The organism is Georgenia satyanarayanai (assembly GCF_900116375.1).
GTDB classification, from domain to species: domain Bacteria; phylum Actinomycetota; class Actinomycetes; order Actinomycetales; family Actinomycetaceae; genus Oceanitalea; species Oceanitalea nanhaiensis.
Genome location: NZ_UETB01000011.1, coordinates 14,222 through 32,706, shown reverse-complemented (window position 1 = coordinate 32,706; position 18,485 = coordinate 14,222). Strand labels below are relative to the sequence as shown.

Below are 18,485 nucleotides of genomic sequence, written 5' to 3'. Positions count from 1 at the left end.
CAACGCCGCAGGGTTGAGTCTATTCCACTCAAGTCTGTCGGTGCACGCGTCCTGGCTCCCGACAAGATGCGGTGCACCACCAGGGGGCGCACCCTCGGACGCACGAGCACCTACCGAAGGAGCCAGGATCATGTCGACACTCCCTCCCCCCGGTCCGGGTCCCGGTGGGCCCGCCGTCCCGCCGGGCGAGCCCGTCCCCTCGCAGGACCCCGCGGCGCCGCTCGCGGACCCGCCGCCTCCCGGGCAGCCGCCCACCGCACCCCCGAGCGCGCCGCCCCTCGAGCCGGAGGAGACGCCGGACGGGTCCCCCGGCCCGCCGACCGTGGAGCCGCCCGACTGACGCCCCTCCCGGACCCCTGCCCTCGGGCGAGGCGGCCTCAGGCCGGCTCGACGGGGCTCGTGGGCCAGGGGTCGGCCTCCTCGAGGGCCGCGGCCAGGCCGAGGAGGAGCTCCTCGTCGCCCAGGCGGGTGGCACCGAGCTGGACGCCGACCGGCAGCACGACGCCGTCGACCTCCGCCCGGTGGAGCGGGACGGTGATCGCCGGGGCACCGAGCATGTTCCACGGGCTCGTCCACGGCGTGAAGGACTTCTGCGCCTCGAAGTCCGCCGCGGGGTCGGCGTCGTCGCGCATCGCGCCGATGAACGGTGCGGGGGTCGCGAGCGCCGGGGTGAGGACGACGTCGAGGTCGCGCCACACCTCGGCCGCCGAGCGCGCCAGGCGCTGCACCGCGGCGACGGCGGCGGCGTAGTCGACCCCGGAGTACTGCCGGCCCTGCTCGCGCATCCAGCGGGTGAGGGGCACGAGGAGCTCCTCCGCCTCCGGCGGGACCGGCGCGGACAGCGCCCCGACGGCCCACAGCGGGTTGAAGTGGTCCCACTCCTCGGGGCTGAAGGGCACCTGGGCGGTCGTCACCGCGTGCCCCATCTCCTCGAGCAGCCGCACGGCGCGGTCGACGGCGGCGAGGGACGTCTCGTGCACCGGCGCCTCGTGGACGTTGATCGGCCGGGTGAGCACGCCGATGCGCAGCCCGCGCGGCGGCTGGCCGCAGGCCGCGAGGAAGGAGGAGCGCGGCCCCGGGAGCAGGTAGTGGTCGCCGGGCCACGGCTCGGCGAGGACGTCGAGGAAGGCGGCGGTGTCGCGCACCGTGCGCGTGACGACGCCGTCGACTGTGAGGCCGGCGCCGTCGACCCCGAGCGGCCCCTTGGAGACCCGGCCGCGGCTCGCCTTGAGCCCGACGAGCCCGCACGCCGCGGCGGGGATCCGGATGGAGCCGCCGCCGTCGCTCGCGTGCGCGGCGGGGACGATCCCTGCGGCCACGGCCGCGGCAGCCCCGCCGGAGGAGCCGCCCGCGCTGCGGCGCGGGTCCCACGGGCTGCGGGCCGGGGGTGCGACGTCGGGCTCGGTGTAGGACGGGAGCCCGAGCTCCGGCGTCGTCGTCTTGCCGACCATGAGGGTGCCCGCCTCCCGGAGACGGATCGCCACGCCGTCGTCGGCGGGGGCGACGTAGCCGCGCAGGGCGGCGCTGCCGGCCTCGAAGGGCTGCCCGGCCACCATCGCAAGGTCCTTGACGGGGACGGGGACGCCGAGGAACGGCGGCAGCTCGCCCCCGTCGCGCAGCCGGCGGGTGGCGGCCGCGGCCTGCTCGCGGGCCAGGCCGGGGGTGAGGTGGGCGAAGGCACCGACGGCCGGCCCCAGGCGCTCGGCCCGCTCGAGGGTGTGCTCGACGACGGCGTCGGGGGCGATCTCGCCGGAGCGGACGGCGGCGGCGAGGTCGAGGGCGCTGAGCTCGTGGATGTCACTCATCCCTCGAGGCTAGCGACCCGGCCCGCGGTCCCCGCCGCCGTCGCAGCGGCCCGGCGCCGGGTGCTCTCCCGTTGCGGGCGTCGGCGGGCGGGCGCACTGTCGTGGGACGAGCCGCGACCCGGCGGCGCAGACGGAAGGGGACTGAGCATGGGTATCGGTGACAAGGCCAAGGACGCCCTCGGCGACGAGCAGAAGAGCGACGCCGCTCTCGACAAGGCCGGCGACGCCGCTGACGACAGGACCGGCGGCAAGCACAGCGACAAGATCGACAGCGCGCAGGACGCCGCGGACAAGAAGCTCGGCAGCGAGTGACCCGACGGCGGCCGGGCGCCCTCGCGGCGCCCGGCCGTCGACGCGCGTGATGGGATGTCCCCATGGCACCCGACTCCCACACCGACCCCCACGCCTGGCTCGAGGACGTCGAGGGCGACGCCGCGCTCGACTGGGTCCGCGCCCACAACGAGCGGGCCGTCAGCACCCTGGAGACCGAGCGCTTCGCGCAGCTGCGCGAGGAGATCCTCGAGGTCCTCGACTCGACGGAGAAGATCCCCGCCGTCGTCCAGCGCGGCGAGCACCTGTACAACTTCTGGACCGACGCCGAGCACGAGCGCGGGCTGTGGCGGCGCACCACCTGGGAGTCCTACCGCACCACCGAGCCGGAGTGGGAGGTGCTCCTCGACGTCGACGCGCTCGCCGCCGAGGAGGGCGTCAGCTGGGTGTGGCACGGGGCGCAGGTGCTGCGACCCGCCTACGAGCGGGCGCTCGTCGCGCTGTCCCGCGGCGGCGCCGACGCCGACGTCACCCGCGAGTTCGACCTCGTGACCAAGACCTTCGTCACCGACGGCTTCGTCCGCGAGGAGTCCAAGGGCGCACTGCGCTGGGCCGACACCTCCGGCGACGTCGTCTACGCCTACACGGACTTCGGGGAGGGCTCGATGACGCCCTCCGGCTACCCGCGCACGGTGCGCCGGTGGGAGCGCGGCACCGCGCTCGAGGACGCGCCGGAGGTCTTCGCCGGCGAGCACACCGACATGTCGATCGGCGCCGGCCACGACTTCACCCCGGGCTTCGAGCGGGACGTCGTGTGGCGGGCGCGGGCCTTCTACGACTCCGACACCTACCTCCTCGGCGACGACGGCCTCACCCGCATCGACGTCCCGCGCTCCGCGGAGCCCGACCTCCACCGCGAGTGGCTCACCGTGGAGCTGCGGGAGGACTGGGAGACCGGCGGCCGCGTGCTGCCCGGCGGCGGTCTCCTCGCCATCCGCCTGAAGGAGTTCCTCGCCGGCAGCCGTGACTTCACGGTGCTCTACGAGCCCACGGAGTCGACGGCGCTCGTCGGGGCGACGTGGACCCGCCACCACCTCGTGCTCAACGTCCTCGACGACGTGACCAACCGGCTCGAGGTCCTCACGCCCACCGACGGGGCCTGGCAGCGGCGCCCCCTCGACCTCACCTCCGCGGGGACCGGCTGGGAGGCGCCGCAGCTGGCGACGCTCGCCGTCGGCGCCGTCGACGCCGACGAGTCCGACGCCCTGTGGCTCACCGTGACCGGCTTTCTCACCCCGACGACGCTCGCCCGGCTCGACCTCGACGAGGACGCCCGCGTCGTCGCCCTCGAGCCGCTCAAGGCGCTGCCGGCCTTCTTCGACACCGAGGGCCTGCACGTCGAGCAGCACTTCGCCGTGTCCGACGACGGCACCCGGGTGCCGTACTTCCAGGTCTCCCCCACGCCCGTGGCGGACAACGAGGTGGTGCGCCCGCTGCCGACGCTCCTGTCCGGCTACGGCGGCTTCGAGATCCCCCGGCTGCCGGCGTACTCGGCCACGGTGGGGCGGGCCTGGCTGGCGCGCGGCGGCGCCTACGTCGTCGCCAACATCCGCGGCGGCGGGGAGTACGGCCCGCGCTGGCACCAGGCCGCGCTCAAGGAGAAGCGCCACCGCGCCTACGAGGACTTCGCCGCCGTCGCGCGGGACCTCGTCGCCCGCGGCGTCACCGACCCCGCGCACCTCGGCGCGCAGGGCGGCTCCAACGGCGGGCTGCTCATGGGCAACATGATCACCGGCTACCCCGAGCTCTTCGGCGCCGTCGTCTGCCAGGTGCCGCTGCTCGACATGCTGCGCTACAGCCACCTGCTCGCCGGAGCGTCGTGGATGGCCGAGTACGGCGACCCGGACGACCCCGAGCAGTGGGAGTTCATCCGGACGTTCTCCGCGTACCACCGCTTCGACCCGGCCGACGAGCACCCGCCGGTGCTGTTCACGACGTCGACCCGGGACGACCGCGTCCACCCCGGCCACGCGCGCAAGATGATGGCGCTCATGGCCGAGGCCGGCAAGGACGTCACGTACTACGAGAACATCGAGGGCGGCCACGGCGGCGCCGCGACGAACGCCCAGGCCGCCTTCATGCAGGCGTTGGCCCACGAGTTCCTCTGGCAGCGCCTCGGCGCCTGAGCTCAGGGAACGACCGAGCCGGCCCCAGCTGCTGCCGGGGCCGGCTCTGTGCTTCGCCGCTCAGTACTGGCCGGTGCGGATGCGCTTGTTGACGCGCACGAGCCAGACGATGCCGACGATGAGGAGGATGAAGGCGATGAAGCCGATCGCCAGGCCGACGAGCACGGCGACGCCGATGCTCGTGAGGTCGCCCATGTCGAGGGGCGGGCCGATGGTGAGGGTCGAGCCGACGCCCTGCGGCAGGTCGCAGTCGACGGTGTGGTCCCCACCCTGCGCCGTCGTGAAGCCGAGGCCGACGGCCGCGTCCGGCACGTCCAGCCCCAGGGTGTCCGGCGCCGTGGCGATGTCCTGGCCGCCGGGCCCGGTGATCGTGCACTCGATGTCGGCGGCGTTGACGGACGAGCTGTCGAAGTAGAGGACGTAGTCGGTGTCGGCCTCCAGGCCGGTGGACCCGCCGTTGGTGACCTGGGCGCCGGACACGGCACCCTCGACCGAGTCGAGGATCGACGCGAAACCGATGAGGAAGCCGATGATCGGCGCCGCGACCATGGCGATCGCCGACACGACGATCATGACGATCGGGCCGGTGCGCTTGGGCGGCGGGCCGCTCGGACCGGGCCCGTAGCCGTAGCCGCCGGGCTGGCCGTAGCCCTGCTGCCCGTAGCCGGGCTGCTGGCCGTAGCCGGGTTGCTGGTACCCGTACCCGCCGGGCTGGCCCTGGCCGCCCTGCTGACCGTAGCCCCCCGACTGCTGGCCGTAGCCACCCTGCTGACCGTAGCCACCCGACTGCTGGCCGTAGCCACCCGGCTGGCCGGCGTCGCCCTGCTGGTCGTAGGACGGGGCCGTGGGGGGCTGCTGCCCCTCGGGCAGACGCCGTCCGTAGCGCGGCTCGTCGGGTCCGCCGTCGTTCGCGGTCATGTCGGCTCCTTCATGCGTCGTGGGCAGCACCAGCATGCCAGGTGAGTGGTCACGGCCGCCGAGGCAGGCCGGAGATCCAGCCGTTGAGCGGGCTGGTCGGCACCCACGGCACCGCCTGCGTGTAGGTCGCGCCCGGCACGTCGACGGCGAGCTCGTCGAGGAACTCGAGCCTCAGCCGGCGCGAGACGACGCCGAGCAGGCCCCGCGGCGCCCGCGTGTAGACGCCGTCCTTGGAGAGCAGGGCCCTCACGACGTCGACGGTGTGCCGCCGCGGCACGTCGAAGGTCACGTAGGTGTCGAGGTGGACGGCGTCCTCGCCGTCGTCGTGGAGACGGACGCGCAGGTGCGGCGGACCGGGGAAGACGACGACGACGGGGCTGCGCGCGTCGAGAGGGTCGTCGGGATCCCAGGGATCGGCCTCGGGGACCGGCTCGGGCGGGCGTCCGAGGCTCGCGCCGGTGGCATGGAGCCGGCGCAGGACGTCGTCGTCGACCATGGGTCCAGTGTGCCGGGGGCGCGTCAGCCGCGGTAGGGCGGGCGCCAGATGACGAGGGCACCGCCGGAGCGGCGCGGGCGACGGCCCGGCGCGAGCTCGCTCACCTCTCCGGAGGGGTCCGCGGCGAAGACCCTCGCCGTCGTGAAGGCACGCAGCCGCCGGAGCTCGTCGCGGGCCCGGTCGAGCTCGCGCTCGAGCTCGATGATCCGGCGGATCCCGGCGAGGTTGATGCCCTCGTCCTGGGACAGGCGCTGGACCTCGCGCAGCGAGTCGACGTCCCGCCGCGAGTAGCGCCGCCCGCGCCCGCGGGCGCGCTGGGGGGTGACGATGCCGAGGCGGTCGTACTGGCGCAGGGTCTGCGGGTGCATCCCGGCGAGCTCGGCGGCCACGGAGATGACGTAGAGGGGTGCGTCGTCGTTGATGTCCATCACGCTCTCCTCCCGTGTGTCAGCGCGCCGCGCGGGCCCTGAGGTCGGCGCGCGGGTCCTCGTCCTGCGTGGCGGCCGCGAAGGCCTCGACGGCCTTGCGCGCGTCCGACGGCAGGTGGGTCGGGACGGCCACCTGGACGGTGACGAGCAGGTCCCCCGTCCCCTTGGCGGTGTCGACGCCGCGGCCCTTGACCCGCAGCGTGCGTCCCGACGGCGTCCCGGCGGGCACCTTGACGCGCACCGTCTCGCCCGAGAGCGTGGGCACGTCGATGGTCGCGCCGAGCGCGGCCTCGGCGAAGGTCACCGGCACGGTGACCTTGAGGTTGAGGCCGTCCATCGCGAAGACGGGGTGCGGCTCGACGTGCACGGTGACGACCATGTCCCCGGGTTCGCCGCCACCGCGGCCGGCCTGTCCCTTGCCCCGCAGGCGGATCTTCTGGCCGTCGCTCACGCCGGCGGGGATCCGCACGTTCATCGACCGGCCGTTGGTGGTGAGCTGGACCGTGGAGCCCTCGACCGCGTTGCGGAAGGGCAGCGTCGCGCTCGTCGTGATGTCCCCACCGCGCTGGGTGGTGCGGCGCGAGCTGAAGCCTCCGCCACCGCCGCCGCCGGAGAACATGTCCTGGAGGATGTCCTCGAAACCGCCTCCGCCTCCGGTGGAGAAGCGGGTGCGGCCACCGCCGCCCCCGCCGAACATCCCACCGAAGAGGTCCTCGAAGCCGGCGGCGCCGGAGGGGCCACCGGTCCCGGCGGAGAAGCGAGCACCACCGCCGGCCATCGCGCGGAGGGCGTCGTACTGCTTGCGCTGCTCAGGGTCGGAGAGCACGGAGTAGGCCTCTCCGACGTCCTTGAAACGCCCCTCGGCGGACGCGTCGCCGGGGTTGCGGTCGGGGTGGAGGTCCCGGGCGAGCTTGCGGTACGCCTTCTTGATCGTCGCGTCGTCGGCATCCTTGGAGACGCCGAGCGTCTTGTAGAAGTCCTTCTCGATCCAGTCCTGGCCGGTCACCGGGCCTCACCTCCTCGTCGTCGTGTCGTGGTGCGGTGCCGGCCGCGCCCCTGGGGGACGCGGCCGGCACGTGCTCGCTACTCGGGGCTGGTGACCGCGACGCGCGCGGCGCGCAGCACCCTCTCACCCATCCGGTAGCCGGGCTGCATGACCTGGGCGATCGTCGTGGAGGTCGCCTCCGGGTCCGGCGTGCTCATGAGCGCGTCGTGCAGCTCGGGGTCGAACTCCTCGGCGGGGGCACCGAAGCGCTCGAGGCCGAAGCGCTGCGCGAGGGTGCCCTCCATCTTCTCGGCGGTCGCGCCCAGCGGACCGGTGAGGTCGCCGTGCTGGCGGGCCAGCTCGAACTCGTCGAGGACGCCGAGCAGCGCCTCGACCACCTCCGCCTGCCCCGCGGTGCGCTGCTCGGAGGCAGCGGCCTTGGAGCGCCGCACGTAGCCGTTGTACTCCTGCTGGAGGTTGTACAGGTCGGCGTTGCGGCGGGCGAGCTGCTCGCTGAGGTCGGCGGCCTCCGCCTTGGCGGCGGCCAGGGCGCCGTCCTGCGGCTGCTCCGGCTCCTGCTCCTCGGCGGGGGCGTCGTCCGCTGCGGCGTCGTCCGGTGCCGCCTCGCGCACCTTCCCGGTCTCCGGGTCGATGCGCCGCTTGTCGCGCACGACCGGCTTGACCGGCTGCTCGGGCGGACCCTGGGCCTGGGGGTTCTCCTCGCTCACTTGGTCTCGTCCTCGTCCACGATCTCGGCGTCGACGACGTCCTCGTCCGTGCCGGACGACGGCGCCTCACCCTCGGCGGGAGCATCCTGCGGGGCGCTCTGCTGCTGGGCGTAGAGGGCCTCGCCGATCTTCTGCGAGACGGTCGTCAGCGCCTGCTGCTTGGCGGTGATCTCGGCGACGTCGTCGCCCTCGAGCGCCTTCTTGAGGTCGTCGACGGCGGTCCGCACCTCGCTGGAGACGTCCTCCGGGAGCTTGTCCGCGTTGTCCGTCAGGAGCTTCTCGGTCGAGTAGACGAGCTGCTCGGCGGTGTTGCGGGCCTCGGCCTCCTCCCGGCGCTGCTTGTCCTCGGCGGCGTGCGCCTCGGCCTCCTTGACCATGCGGTCGATCTCGTCCTTGGGCAGGGCCGAGCCGCCGGTGATGGTCATCGACTGCTCCTGGCCCGTGCCGCGGTCCTTGGCGGACACGTGGACGATGCCGTTGGCGTCGATGTCGAAGGTGACCTCGATCTGCGGCATGCCGCGGGGGGCCGGGGCGATGCCGGTGAGCTCGAAGGTGCCCAGCGGCTTGTTGTCCCGGGCGAACTCCCGCTCACCCTGGAAGACCTGGATGAGCACGCTGGGCTGGTTGTCCTCGGCGGTGGAGAACACCTCCGAGCGCTTGGTCGGGATGGCCGTGTTGCGCTCGATGAGCTTGGTCATCACCCCACCCTTGGTCTCGATGCCGAGGGACAGCGGGGTGACGTCGATGAGCAGGATGTCCTTGCGGTCACCCTGGATGACGCCCGCCTGCAGGGCCGCGCCGACAGCGACGACCTCGTCCGGGTTGACGCCCTTGTTGGGCTCCTTGCCGCCGGTCAGCTCCTTGACGAGGTCCGTGACGGCGGGCATGCGGGTGGAGCCACCGACGAGGACGACGTGGTCGATGTCCGCGACCTTGATCCCGGCGTCGTTGATGACGGCCTGGAAGGGGGCCTTGGTGCGGTCGAGGAGGTCCTTGGTCATCTCCTGGAACTGGGCCCGGGTGAGCTTCTCGTCCACGTGGATGGGGCCGTTCTCGCTCATCGACAGGTACTGCAGCGAGATGTTGGTGCTCGTCGTGGACGAGAGCTCCTTCTTGGCCTGCTCGGCCGCCTCGCGCAGCCGCTGGAGGGCGATCTTGTCCTTGGACAGGTCGATGCCGTCCTTGTTCTTCACCTGCGAGACGAGCCAGTCGACGATCCGCTGGTCCCAGTCGTCACCACCGAGGCGGTTGTCACCGTTGGTGGCGCGCACCTGGATGGTGGAGAAGTCGTCGTCGTCCTTGCCGATCTCCAGCAGGGAGACGTCGAAGGTGCCGCCACCGAGGTCGAAGACGAGGATGAGCTCGTCCTCCTTGCCGCGCTCCAGGCCGTACGCCAGGGCGGCGGCCGTGGGCTCGTTGACGATGCGCGTGACGTTGAGGCCGGCGATCTGGCCGGCGTCCTTGGTCGCCTGGCGCTCGGCGTCGTTGAAGTAGGCGGGGACCGTGATGACCGCGTCGGTGACGGACTCGCCCAGGTACTGCTCGGCGTCGCGCTTGAGCTTGCCGAGGACGCGCGCGGAGATCTCCTGCGCGGTGTAGGTCTTGTCGTCGATCGCGGTGGTCCAGTCGGTGCCCATGTGACGCTTGACGGACGTGATCGTCCGGTCGACGTTGGTCACGGCCTGTCGCTTGGCGACCTCACCGACGAGCACCTCGCCGGACTTGCTGAAGGCGACCACCGACGGCGTCGTGCGAGCACCCTCGGCGTTCGCGATGACGGTGGGCTCGCCACCCTCGAGGACGGACACCACGGAGTTGGTGGTGCCCAGGTCGATTCCGACCGCTCGTGCCATGTGTCGTTCTCCTGTCCTAGTGCGCGGGTCGGGAGGTTCCGGCCCTTGAGTCGTCCACGCTCAAGTTTGCGCGTCTCCGCCGACATGTCAACTCGGCGCGTGCGAACTTGAGTCTATGTGGCTCAACCTCGTCGCGCGGCGGTTCATTCCCGACGGCGTCACGGACGGCCCGCGAGCCCGCTCTCGTAGGCGAAGATCACCAGCTGCACCCGGTCGCGCAGGCCGAGCTTGGCGAGCAGGTTGCCGGTGTGGGTCTTCACGGTGGTGGTGGACAGGTAGAGCCGCTCGGCGATCTCGGCGTTCGACAGCCCGGCGGCGACCAGTCGCAGGACCTCCGTCTCCCGCGGGGTGAGCAGCCCCAGGCGTGTGTCCTCCGGCTCAGCGCGGTCCTCGCCGACCCCGGTCGGCAGCTGCCCGGCGAACCGCTCGAGGAGCAGCTGGGTGATCCGCGGCGCGACGACGGCGTCCCCGGCGGCGACGGCCCGGACGGCGCGGACGAGCTCGGCCGGCTCGGCGTTCTTGAGGAGGAAGCCGCTGGCCCCCGCGCGCAGGGCCCCGAAGGCGTACTCGTCGACGTCGAAGGTCGTGAGGACGAGCACCCGCGTCCCGGGGTGCGCGGCGACGATGCGCCGGGTCGCCTCGATACCGTCCCCGCCCGGCATCCGGACGTCCATGAGGACGACGTCCGGCACGAGGGAGGCGACCTGCTGGACGGCGACGACGCCGTCCGCGGCCTCACCGACGACTGTGAGGTCGGGCTCGGCCTCGAGCACCATGCGGAAGCCCTTGCGGAGCAGGGCGTGGTCGTCGACGAGCAGGATCGTCGTCATCGCTGTCCTCCGTCCACCGGCAGGGTGACGGCCACGCGCCAGCCGCCGCCGGGGCGCGGACCGGCCTCGGCGCGGCCGCCGAGGATCGCCGCACGCTCGCGGATCCCGACGAGGCCGCGCCCGCTCCCCTGCGTCGGCGCCTCGGGCACCCCGCCGCGCGAGCCGTCGTCGAGCACCTCGATCTCCACGGCGTCGCCCGTGCGGAGGACCGTGAGGACCACCCGCGGGGTGCCCGGGGCGTGCCGCAGGGCGTTGGTGAGCGCCTCGCCGACGATCCGGCGCATCGCGAGGGCGACCGGCCCGGGGACGTCGACGTCGAGGCCGGTCGCCGCCACGGGCAGGCCGGCGGCACGGAACCGGTCGACCATGGCCGTGAGGTCCGCCGTCTCCTCGGCAGGGTCGGGAGCGGTCTCGTCGAGCGCCGCGAGCACGCGCCTCATGTCGGCGAGCGCGCTGCGGCCGGTCGCGGAGACCTCCCGCATCGCCTCCAGCGCCCGGTCCGGCGAGCGGGACGCGACGGCGCCGGCACCGTCGGCCAGGGCCACCATGACCGAGATGCTGTGGGCGACGACGTCGTGGACCTCGCGGGCGATGGTGGTGCGCTCGGTGCTCCGCGCCATGAGGAGGTCCTGCCGGTGCTCGCGCAGCCGAGCCTGCACCTGCGCCCGCGCAGCGGCCTCGCGCTGGCGCCTGCTCCGCACGTTGAGCCCGACCACGACGGCGCTGACGAGCAGCAAGGCGTAGAGGGTCGCCTCGAGGACACGGTTGTCGTGGCTCGTGAGGAGCGCTCTGCCCATGCCGGTCCACTCGTGCGGCAGCAGGGGACCCGGAGGGTAGTCCGGTGCCCCCGCGGTCAGGTTGGACAGGCCGATGACGACGGCCCACAGGTGCAGGCTGAGCCCGAAGAGCGTGGCGCCGCTGACCGCGGCGACGGCGCCGATCACCGCCGGCCAGGTCCGCACGGACGGCCAGGTCGCGGCGAGCGAGTAGACGGCCAGCGCCGCGCCCAGCACGGTCGCACCCGGGGCGCCGACCAGGGCGAGGCTGAGCGCCGCGAGCGCCGCCGTCGCCACCACCGTCCGGGCCGGGTGCCGGCGCCGCCGGCGCAGGGCCAGGGCCCCGAGCAGCCCCGCGGCGGCGGGGACCGCAGCCAGCGTCAGGGCGCCCCGGGACCCGGGCGGGTGCGGGTACCAGATGACGCTCGGGACCAGGTACACCGCCGTCATCACGAGCACCGCCGCGAGGTAGCCCAGCCAGACGGCCCGGTCCGCGAGGTCGGGGCGCTCGGCGAGGGTCCGCCGCGCCCGGTCGACCCGCGCACGGGCTCGGTCGGCTGTCACGCCCCGAGTGTGCCAGCCCGCCTTCCCGCCCGGCACCGCCTCAGACACCGCTGCGTCGCAGCCGCACCGCGGCGGCGAGGAGGAGTGCGAGCACCCACGCCGCCATGACTCCGAGGCCCACCCACGGGGTGAGCCCCACTCCCGCCTCGGCGGCCTGCGCGGCGGCAACGGCGTCTGGCGCCACGACGAGCCGGCCGGCCCAGCCCGGCAGCGCCGCCACCAGCCACGGGGTCCCGACGAGCGGCACGAGCCGCTCGAGGAGGAACACCAGCCCCACCCCGGCCACCAGCCCGGCGGCCGGGGCGCGTGCGAGCGTGCCCAGTGCGGCGCCGAGGAGGCCGACCGCCGCGAGGTAGAGGACGACGCCGCCGAGCATGCGCGCGGTCGCCGGGTCGGTGGTGTCGAGCGTCATCGCGACGTCCGCCCGGAAGGGCAGCACTGCCAGGAACGTCACCGCCAGCACCACGACCGCCGTCACCGCCGCGACGCCGGCGACGGCGAGCACCTGGGCGGCGAGCACGGGCAGCCGGCGCGGGACGGCGAGGAAGGTGGAGCGCGCCGCGCCGCTCGGGTACTCCGCGGCGCTGACGAGCACACCGAGGACGAGCACCGGGAGCTGGGTGGCCACCAGGCCGAGCGTGAGCAGGCCGAGCAGGCCCGGCGGCGCGGACCCCGGCTCGTAGCGCGCGTTGTACGCGACGAAGGCCGCGACTGCGGCGTTGACGACCACTGCTGCAAGGACGCCCCACCGGGTGGAGGGCAGCGCAACGGCCTTGCCCACCTCCGCGCGCAGGACGCGGGGGAAGGACACCCCGGGGCGGGCGGGCAGGCCCACCGGCACCCCCGCCCGCGCGACCCGGTCCGGCACCACGCGCTCAGACATCACGCGCCCGCAGCGACACAGCGGCTCCGACCACCGCGAGGGTGGCCCACGCCGCCGTGACCGCGACGCTCCCCCACGGCCCGACCGGCAGCTCGCCGATGTCCCGCAACAGGTCGACGAAGCTGTCGGACGAGGTGACGAGGGTGCCGGCGTGGCCGGGCAGGAAGGCCGCGACGGGCCGCAGCGCGTCCGGCAGCGCGACCTGGGCGAGCTCGACGACGAAGACGACGAAGGCGACGACGACGGCGGTCGCGCTCCGTCGCAGGAGCACCCCCACGCCGAAGCAGAACACGGTCGCGGCGACGAGGTAGGCGCCGGTGCCGAGCCACATCCGCACCGTCTCCGCGGTGAGCGCGGTCGACAGCTCCGGGCCGAGCGGGGTGAGGAGCACCGCCGCCGCCGCGAGTCCGAGGGTCGCGGTCGCGGTGACGGCCGCAACCGCCGTCGTGACGAGCGCCTTGGCGAGGACCACGGGGGTGCGGGTGGGGACGGCGACGAAGGTCGGTCCGGCGCTCCGGCTGGAGAGCTCCCCGCTGCCCAGGAGGACCCCGAGGAGCAGGATGGGGAACTGCGTCACCACGAGGGTGCTCGTGACGAAGTAGGCGAGGCTGCCGTACCCGTCGGCCCCGACCAACGAGTCGCTGCCCCCGAGGTAGGACAGGCCGACGGTGAGCAGCACCATGACAGCGACCGTCCAGCGGGTGGAGCGCAGGCCCCAGGTCTTGGACCACTCGGAGGCGAGGACGCGGCCGAACGTCACCCCGGAGCGCGCCGGCAGACCGACGGGGGCGGGCAGCGCGGCGACGGCGCTCATCGGGCCGCCTCCGCCCGGTACTGCACGGCACCGGCCGTGAGGCCCAGGTAGGCGTCCTCGAGCGTGCCGGAGACGGTGGACAGCTCGAGCAGGGTGATACCGAGCCCGGCCGCGAGCGCGCCCACGGCGGCGGCGTCGGTGCCCGCGACCTCGAGCACCCCGCCCTCCTCCAGGGTCACCGGCGTCCCGCGACGTTCGAGGGCGCGGGCCAGCGGGGCCGCGTCGGTCGCGCGGACGCGGACGACCCCGGCGCGGGCGGTCGCGGCGACGAGGGTGTCGATGTCCTCGTCGGCGAGCAGCCGACCCTGGCCGATGACGACGACCCGGCTCGCGGTCTCCGCCAGCTCGCTCATGAGGTGGGAGGACAGCAGGACGGTGCGTCCCTCGGCGGCCAGGGCCTGCAGCAGGTGGCGGATCCACAGGACGCCGTCGGGGTCCAGGCCGTTGACCGGCTCGTCGAGGATGAGGATGCCCGGGTCACCGAGCAGGGCGGCGGCGATCCCGAGCCGCTGCGCCATGCCGAGGGAGAAGGTGCCGACCCGGCGGCGGGCGACGGACTCCAGCCCCGCCAGCCCGATGACCTGGTCGACCCGTGCCCGGCCGATCCCGTGGGTCCGCGCCAGGCCGGTGAGGTGGCCGACGGCGGTCCGGCCCGGGTGCGCGTTCCGGCCGTCGAGCATCGTGCCGACCTCCTGCAGCGGTGCGGGCAGGTCCGCGTACCGCTGCCCGGCCACCGTGGCCGAACCCGAGGTGGGCCTCTCGAGGCCGACGACCGCGCGGATGGTCGTCGTCTTCCCGGCTCCGTTGGGCCCGAGGAAGCCGGTCACCGTGCCGGGCCGCACGGTGAAGCTCAGGTCGTCCACCGCCGTCGACGCGCCGTAGCGCTTGGTCAGGTGTGTCACCTCGATCATGGCTCTGCTCCAGTTCCCGCCGACGCACTGCCGACGACCCCACCGACGCTAGGAGCGGCGCCGCGCCGGCAGATCGTCCGCGGCGACGAGATCGGTCCCGTGATCGTCTCCTCCTCGAGGAGGAGACGCGCGGAACCGGTGCTGCCCGAGGTGGACAGCGAGCACACTGGGGTCAGGAGGTGGCGCGGGTGCGGAGGTCACGACGACGTGAGGCAGCGGCCGTGCTGCTGGCCGGCCTGCTGCTGCTGGGCGGGTGCGGCTCGGTCGGCGGCACGGAGCCCGGGCGCAGCACCTCTCCGAGCGGACCTGCGACGGCGGCGGTGGAGCAGCCGACGGCGGGCGAGGGGTGGCGCCTGCTCGGGGAGGGCCTCACGGGCGAGCCCTACCGGACGGGCGTCGCCACCACCGACGACCAGCTGGACGCGCTGTGGCGGACGGCCGGCCTGGACGATGACCCGGCCGAGGTGGACTGGGAGCGGGAGATCGCCGTGTGGTTCGGCGCCGTCTACGGCTCCGGGTGCCCGGTCCGCCTGGACGGCGTCGTCGTCGCGGACGATCTTCTCCACGCCGAGCTCACGCTCCCGGGGGAGCCGGACGCCTGCCCCGACGACGCGAACCCGCACGCCTTCGTCGTTGCCGTGGCCCGGGACGTGCTGCCGGACGGACCGTTCCACATCCAGCTCGAGGCGCGCGACCCGTACCCGGGCGAGCCGGAGGAACGCACCCTCGTGGACGTCGGCCTCACGGCCCCCGGCAGCACCGCCACCGTCGAGCAGCTCCGTCCCGACCCGGCTCTGGCCGGCCCGGCGGAGCCGCTCGTCGCGGACGGGGACGACCTTCCCGGGGACCGGGCCGTCCGGTACGTCTACCGCGCCGACCCCGCGTGCGACACCCCTGTCCTCGGTCCGCTCGACGGGTCGCTGTGGCGACCTGCCGACGGTGAGGCGCCGTGGGACGTCGCCGACGGCACCGAGCTGACGTTGTACCCGCTCGGTGGTGAGGGGGCGCCCGAGATGGTCGCGTCCTCACCGCAGACGGACTGGCTGCTCGTGCGCCTCGACGAGGGCCACGGCTGCCCCTGAGGCCCTGCCCGCGGCCCCGGTCGCCGCACCTGCGCGGTCGCCGGGCCGGGCGTACGGTGGCCACGGAGCCGCCCCGGTCATGACCACTGGGGGCGTGACCGTGAGAGCGGTGCGACTCCGGGGGTGTGGCAACGATGCGTACACGAAGCACCAGACTGGCCGGCACGGCACTGGCCCTGGTCCTGGCAGGCGGCGTGGGGGCCGGTCTTCCGGGCTGGGGCGACAACGCCCGGGGCGGGCCCGACCGCGACGACCGGCACCACGAGCGCGGCCGCGACCACGACCGTGGCCGCGCGAAGAACGTCATCGTCATCGTCGGTGACGGCATGGGCATCGCCCACCGCGAGCTCATCCGGCTCGCCACCGTCGGTCGGGAGGGCGACCTGGAGATGAACCAGCTGCGCTACCAGGGCTGGACGCAGACCGACCCGGCCGACCCCGAGGAGGTCGTCACCGACTCCGCGGCCGGCGCGACCGCCTTCTCCACCGGCGTGCGGTCCTACAACGGGGCCATCGCCGTCGACCTCGACGGCGACCCGGTCCGGACGCTGCTCGAGCGGGCGGAGCGGGCGGGGAAGTCGACCGGCCTGGTCACCACCTCCCAGGTCACCGACGCCACGCCCGCGTCTTTCGGGGCGCACGTGGCCGACCGGGGCAACCAGAGCGAGATCGCCCGGCAGTACCTGGAGGAGACCGGGGTGGAGGTCATCCTCGGCGGTGGCGAGGACTGGTGGTACCCGGCCGGGGACGAGGGCCGGTGGCCCGACAACCCGCCGACCGACCCGACCGAGGCCAGCAAGGGCACGGCCGGCAACCTCGTGGAGCGTGCCCAGGAGCTGCGCTACCGGTACGTCAGCACCGCCGAGGAGCTCGCGGACGCCCCGGACCGGGGCCGGCTGCTCGGGCTGTTCGCGAACGAGGAGATGTTCGAGCACGTCGGCCCGGCGTCCCCGCTCTACGAGCCGTCCGTGCCGCTGCGGGACATGGCGGACAAGGCCCTGGACATCCTGTCGCGGGACCGTGACGGCTTCTTCCTCGTCGTCGAGGAGGAGGGCATCGACGAGATGGCTCACCACGGGCACGCCCAGGAGGTGATCGACTCCGGCCAGGCACTGGACGAGACCGTCGCCCTGGCCCGCGACTTCGCCGCCCGCCACCGGGACACGCTCGTCGTCGTCGTCGGGGACCACGAGACCGGCGGGTTGGCGATCGAGCTCGTCGACGACGCCGACGAGTCGGGCGAGGGCGAGCAGGCCGAGGAAGGGCCCTTCACCCTCGCCGGCACCGACCTCACCTTCACCGTCGACTGGACCACCGGCGGGCACACCGGCGCGGCCACCCCGGCGAGCGCCGAGGGCCCGGGCGCCGACGCGATGGTCGGCGTGCGGGACAACACCGACATCCACGACCTCGTTCTCCGGGCCATGCGGCTGGGCCGCCGCTGACGGCCCGGTCCGCCCGGCCCCGCACCCTCGGGTTGCGGGGCCGGGTGGCGAGGACGACTCTTCCCGCACGAGCCGTCCGGAGGGGACGTGCCCGAGCCCCGAAGGGACTGGGATGACCACCTCGACGTCGTCGGCCGGGACCGAGCCGGACCTCAAGCGGGCCATCGGCCCGAAGCTGCTGCTCCTCTTCATCGTCGGCGACATCCTCGGCACGGGCGTCTACGCCCTCACCGGCGAGGTCGCCGGCGAGGTGGGCGGCGCGGGCTGGGCCGCGGTCCTGCTCGCCTTCGCCGTCGCCACCGTCACCGCGTTCTCCTACCTGGAGCTCGTGACGAAGTACCCGCAGGCGGCCGGTGCGGCGCTCTACACGCACAAGGCCTTCGGCGTGCACGTCCTCACCTTCCTCGTCACCTTCGCGGTGCTCAGCTCGGGCCTGACGTCCGCGTCGACCGCGGCGAAGTTCCTCGCGGAGAACGTCATCATCGGCTTCGACCTGGACTGGGGGCCGGGTGCCGTCACGATGATCGCGCTGGCCTTCATCACCCTGCTCGCCCTCATCAACCTCCGGGGCGTGGCCGAGTCCCTCGCCTTCAACGTCGTCCTCACGCTCATCGAGCTCACCGGCCTCCTCATCGTCATCCTCATCGGCTTCTGGGCGATGTCGCAGGGCAACGTCGACCTCGGCCGCGCGACGGTCTTCGAGACGAGCGAGGACAAGACCGTGCTCCTGGCCCTCACGTCCGCGACGGCGCTCGCCTTCTTCTCGATGGTCGGCTTCGAGGACTCGGTCAACATGGCCGAGGAGACCAAGGACCCCGTCCGCATCTTCCCGCGGGTCATGCTCACGGGCCTGACCCTCACGGCGGCCATCTACGTGCTCGTGTCGATCACCGCCGTCGCGGTCGTGCCCGTGGGTGAGCTCGCCGACAGCACGACGCCGCTGCTCGAGGTGGTCCGCCGCGGCGCCCCGGGCCTCCCGGTCGACGTGATCTACCCGTTCCTGTCGATCTTCGCCGTGGCCAACACCGCGCTCATCAACCTCATGATGGCCAGCCGCCTCGTCTACGGGATGGCCCAGCACGAGGTGCTGCCGCCGTTCCTCGGCAGGGTGCTGCCCGGCCGTCGCTCGCCGTGGGCGGCGATCGTCTTCACCACGCTCCTCACCTTCGGGCTCGTCTGGGGCGTCACCCAGGTCGCCGGGGAGGAGACCATCACCGCCCTCGGCGGCACGACGGCGCTGCTCCTGCTGGCGGTGTTCGCCGTGGTCAACGTCGCGGCGATCGTGCTGCGGCGGCGGCCGGTGGAGCGCGACCACTTCCACGCGCCCAAGGTGCTGCCCTACGTCGGCGCCCTCACCTGCGCCTTCCTCGTGGGTCCCTGGGCGCAGGACCCGATCGAGTACCAGATCGCCGGTGGGCTCATCGCGATCGGCCTCGTGCTGTGGCTGCTCACCTGGGCCTTCTACCGGCGGGGACGCCCGCCGCTCGAGCCCGGCGCCGCCGGGGACTGAC

The 18,485-nt window shown here is 73.9% G+C and carries 18 protein-coding genes; 6 read left to right on the top strand and 12 right to left on the bottom strand.

Annotation, left to right across the window (positions count from 1 at the left end):
• Positions 1 to 130 precede the first annotated feature (130 nt).
• Positions 131 to 340, top strand: a complete 210-nt coding sequence (locus tag DSZ44_RS13355; protein ID WP_110853135.1) for a hypothetical protein — start codon at positions 131 to 133, stop codon at positions 338 to 340.
• A 37-nt stretch (positions 341 to 377) separates the two neighbouring features.
• On the opposite strand, the gene DSZ44_RS13350 is transcribed toward DSZ44_RS13355, so the two are convergent.
• The gene (locus DSZ44_RS13350) at positions 378 to 1,805 is read right to left on the bottom strand and encodes an amidase (protein ID WP_110853134.1); all 1,428 of its coding nucleotides are present in this window, start codon (positions 1,803 to 1,805) and stop codon (positions 378 to 380) included.
• Positions 1,806 to 1,952: 147 nt separating this feature from the next.
• Between DSZ44_RS13350 and DSZ44_RS13345 the strand changes: the two genes are divergently transcribed.
• Together DSZ44_RS13345 and DSZ44_RS13340 are read left to right on the top strand one after the other, a co-directional pair.
• Positions 1,953 to 2,117 carry an antitoxin gene (locus DSZ44_RS13345; protein ID WP_110853133.1) on the top strand — a complete coding sequence of 55 codons (165 nt, stop codon included), beginning with the start codon at positions 1,953 to 1,955 and terminating at the stop codon, positions 2,115 to 2,117.
• A 62-nt stretch (positions 2,118 to 2,179) separates the two neighbouring features.
• Positions 2,180 to 4,261 (top strand): prolyl oligopeptidase family serine peptidase, encoded by a 2,082-nt coding sequence (locus DSZ44_RS13340; protein ID WP_110853132.1) that lies wholly within the window; start codon positions 2,180 to 2,182, stop codon positions 4,259 to 4,261.
• A 60-nt stretch (positions 4,262 to 4,321) separates the two neighbouring features.
• On the opposite strand, the gene DSZ44_RS18570 is transcribed toward DSZ44_RS13340, so the two are convergent.
• From DSZ44_RS18570 to DSZ44_RS13285, 11 genes are all read right to left on the bottom strand, one after another.
• Complete coding sequence (locus DSZ44_RS18570; RefSeq protein ID WP_220035198.1) at positions 4,322 to 5,179, bottom strand: hypothetical protein; 858 nt, start codon at positions 5,177 to 5,179, stop codon at positions 4,322 to 4,324.
• A gap of 49 nt (positions 5,180 to 5,228) precedes the next feature.
• A complete protein-coding gene (locus DSZ44_RS13330) occupies positions 5,229 to 5,675 on the bottom strand; it encodes a hypothetical protein (protein WP_110853131.1) in 447 nt (148 codons plus the stop codon).
• Between the two features lie 23 nt (positions 5,676 to 5,698).
• Positions 5,699 to 6,103 (bottom strand): heat shock protein transcriptional repressor HspR, encoded by a 405-nt coding sequence (locus DSZ44_RS13325; RefSeq protein ID WP_110853130.1) that lies wholly within the window; start codon positions 6,101 to 6,103, stop codon positions 5,699 to 5,701.
• 19 nt (positions 6,104 to 6,122) lie between these two features.
• On the bottom strand, positions 6,123 to 7,109 hold the full coding sequence (locus DSZ44_RS13320; RefSeq protein ID WP_110853129.1) for a DnaJ C-terminal domain-containing protein: 987 nt from the start codon (positions 7,107 to 7,109) through the stop codon (positions 6,123 to 6,125).
• A gap of 77 nt (positions 7,110 to 7,186) precedes the next feature.
• A complete protein-coding gene (locus tag DSZ44_RS13315; protein ID WP_110853128.1) occupies positions 7,187 to 7,816 on the bottom strand; it encodes a nucleotide exchange factor GrpE in 630 nt (209 codons plus the stop codon).
• On the bottom strand, positions 7,813 to 9,669 hold the full coding sequence (dnaK, locus tag DSZ44_RS13310; protein WP_110853127.1) for a molecular chaperone DnaK: 1,857 nt from the start codon (positions 9,667 to 9,669) through the stop codon (positions 7,813 to 7,815). Before dnaK ends, DSZ44_RS13315 begins: the two co-directional genes overlap by 4 nt.
• 158 nt (positions 9,670 to 9,827) lie before the next feature.
• Positions 9,828 to 10,499, bottom strand: coding sequence for a response regulator (locus DSZ44_RS13305; RefSeq protein WP_110853126.1), 672 nt, complete (start codon positions 10,497 to 10,499; stop codon positions 9,828 to 9,830).
• Positions 10,496 to 11,839 (bottom strand): sensor histidine kinase, encoded by a 1,344-nt coding sequence (locus DSZ44_RS13300; protein WP_110853125.1) that lies wholly within the window; start codon positions 11,837 to 11,839, stop codon positions 10,496 to 10,498. Before DSZ44_RS13300 ends, DSZ44_RS13305 begins: the two co-directional genes overlap by 4 nt.
• Positions 11,840 to 11,879: 40 nt before the next feature.
• Positions 11,880 to 12,722, bottom strand: coding sequence for a hypothetical protein (locus tag DSZ44_RS13295; protein WP_146237557.1), 843 nt, complete (start codon positions 12,720 to 12,722; stop codon positions 11,880 to 11,882).
• Positions 12,715 to 13,536 carry a hypothetical protein gene (locus tag DSZ44_RS13290; RefSeq protein WP_110853123.1) on the bottom strand — a complete coding sequence of 274 codons (822 nt, stop codon included), beginning with the start codon at positions 13,534 to 13,536 and terminating at the stop codon, positions 12,715 to 12,717. Before DSZ44_RS13290 ends, DSZ44_RS13295 begins: the two co-directional genes overlap by 8 nt.
• Positions 13,533 to 14,447: an ATP-binding cassette domain-containing protein gene (locus tag DSZ44_RS13285; RefSeq protein ID WP_110853122.1), complete on the bottom strand. Its 915-nt coding sequence runs from the start codon at positions 14,445 to 14,447 to the stop codon at positions 13,533 to 13,535. Before DSZ44_RS13285 ends, DSZ44_RS13290 begins: the two co-directional genes overlap by 4 nt.
• 188 nt (positions 14,448 to 14,635) lie before the next feature.
• On the opposite strand from DSZ44_RS13285, the gene DSZ44_RS13280 reads away from it, so the two are divergent.
• The 3 genes from DSZ44_RS13280 (at position 14,636) to DSZ44_RS13270 (ending at position 18,484) form a co-directional block, all read left to right on the top strand.
• The gene (locus DSZ44_RS13280; RefSeq protein WP_146237556.1) at positions 14,636 to 15,529 is read left to right on the top strand and encodes a hypothetical protein; all 894 of its coding nucleotides are present in this window, start codon (positions 14,636 to 14,638) and stop codon (positions 15,527 to 15,529) included.
• A 134-nt stretch (positions 15,530 to 15,663) separates the two neighbouring features.
• The gene (locus tag DSZ44_RS13275) at positions 15,664 to 16,974 is read left to right on the top strand and encodes an alkaline phosphatase (RefSeq protein WP_110853120.1); all 1,311 of its coding nucleotides are present in this window, start codon (positions 15,664 to 15,666) and stop codon (positions 16,972 to 16,974) included.
• A gap of 112 nt (positions 16,975 to 17,086) precedes the next feature.
• Positions 17,087 to 18,484 (top strand): APC family permease, encoded by a 1,398-nt coding sequence (locus DSZ44_RS13270; protein WP_110853119.1) that lies wholly within the window; start codon positions 17,087 to 17,089, stop codon positions 18,482 to 18,484.
• The last annotated feature ends 1 nt before the right edge of the window (position 18,485 follow it).

Coding starts and splice junctions, on each gene's coding strand:
- DSZ44_RS13355 (WP_110853135.1), top strand. CDS start 131: ATGTCGACACTCCCTCCCCCCGGTCCGGGTCCCGGTGGGCCCGCCGTC.
- DSZ44_RS13350 (WP_110853134.1), bottom strand. CDS start 1,805: ATGAGTGACATCCACGAGCTCAGCGCCCTCGACCTCGCCGCCGCCGTC.
- DSZ44_RS13345 (WP_110853133.1), top strand. CDS start 1,953: ATGGGTATCGGTGACAAGGCCAAGGACGCCCTCGGCGACGAGCAGAAG.
- DSZ44_RS13340 (WP_110853132.1), top strand. CDS start 2,180: ATGGCACCCGACTCCCACACCGACCCCCACGCCTGGCTCGAGGACGTC.
- DSZ44_RS18570 (WP_220035198.1), bottom strand. CDS start 5,179: ATGACCGCGAACGACGGCGGACCCGACGAGCCGCGCTACGGACGGCGT.
- DSZ44_RS13330 (WP_110853131.1), bottom strand. CDS start 5,675: ATGGTCGACGACGACGTCCTGCGCCGGCTCCATGCCACCGGCGCGAGC.
- DSZ44_RS13325 (WP_110853130.1), bottom strand. CDS start 6,103: ATGGACATCAACGACGACGCACCCCTCTACGTCATCTCCGTGGCCGCC.
- dnaK (WP_110853127.1), bottom strand. CDS start 9,669: ATGGCACGAGCGGTCGGAATCGACCTGGGCACCACCAACTCCGTGGTG.
- DSZ44_RS13305 (WP_110853126.1), bottom strand. CDS start 10,499: ATGACGACGATCCTGCTCGTCGACGACCACGCCCTGCTCCGCAAGGGC.
- DSZ44_RS13295 (WP_146237557.1), bottom strand. CDS start 12,722: ATGTCTGAGCGCGTGGTGCCGGACCGGGTCGCGCGGGCGGGGGTGCCG.
- DSZ44_RS13290 (WP_110853123.1), bottom strand. CDS start 13,536: ATGAGCGCCGTCGCCGCGCTGCCCGCCCCCGTCGGTCTGCCGGCGCGC.
- DSZ44_RS13285 (WP_110853122.1), bottom strand. CDS start 14,447: ATGATCGAGGTGACACACCTGACCAAGCGCTACGGCGCGTCGACGGCG.
- DSZ44_RS13275 (WP_110853120.1), top strand. CDS start 15,664: ATGCGTACACGAAGCACCAGACTGGCCGGCACGGCACTGGCCCTGGTC.
- DSZ44_RS13270 (WP_110853119.1), top strand. CDS start 17,087: ATGACCACCTCGACGTCGTCGGCCGGGACCGAGCCGGACCTCAAGCGG.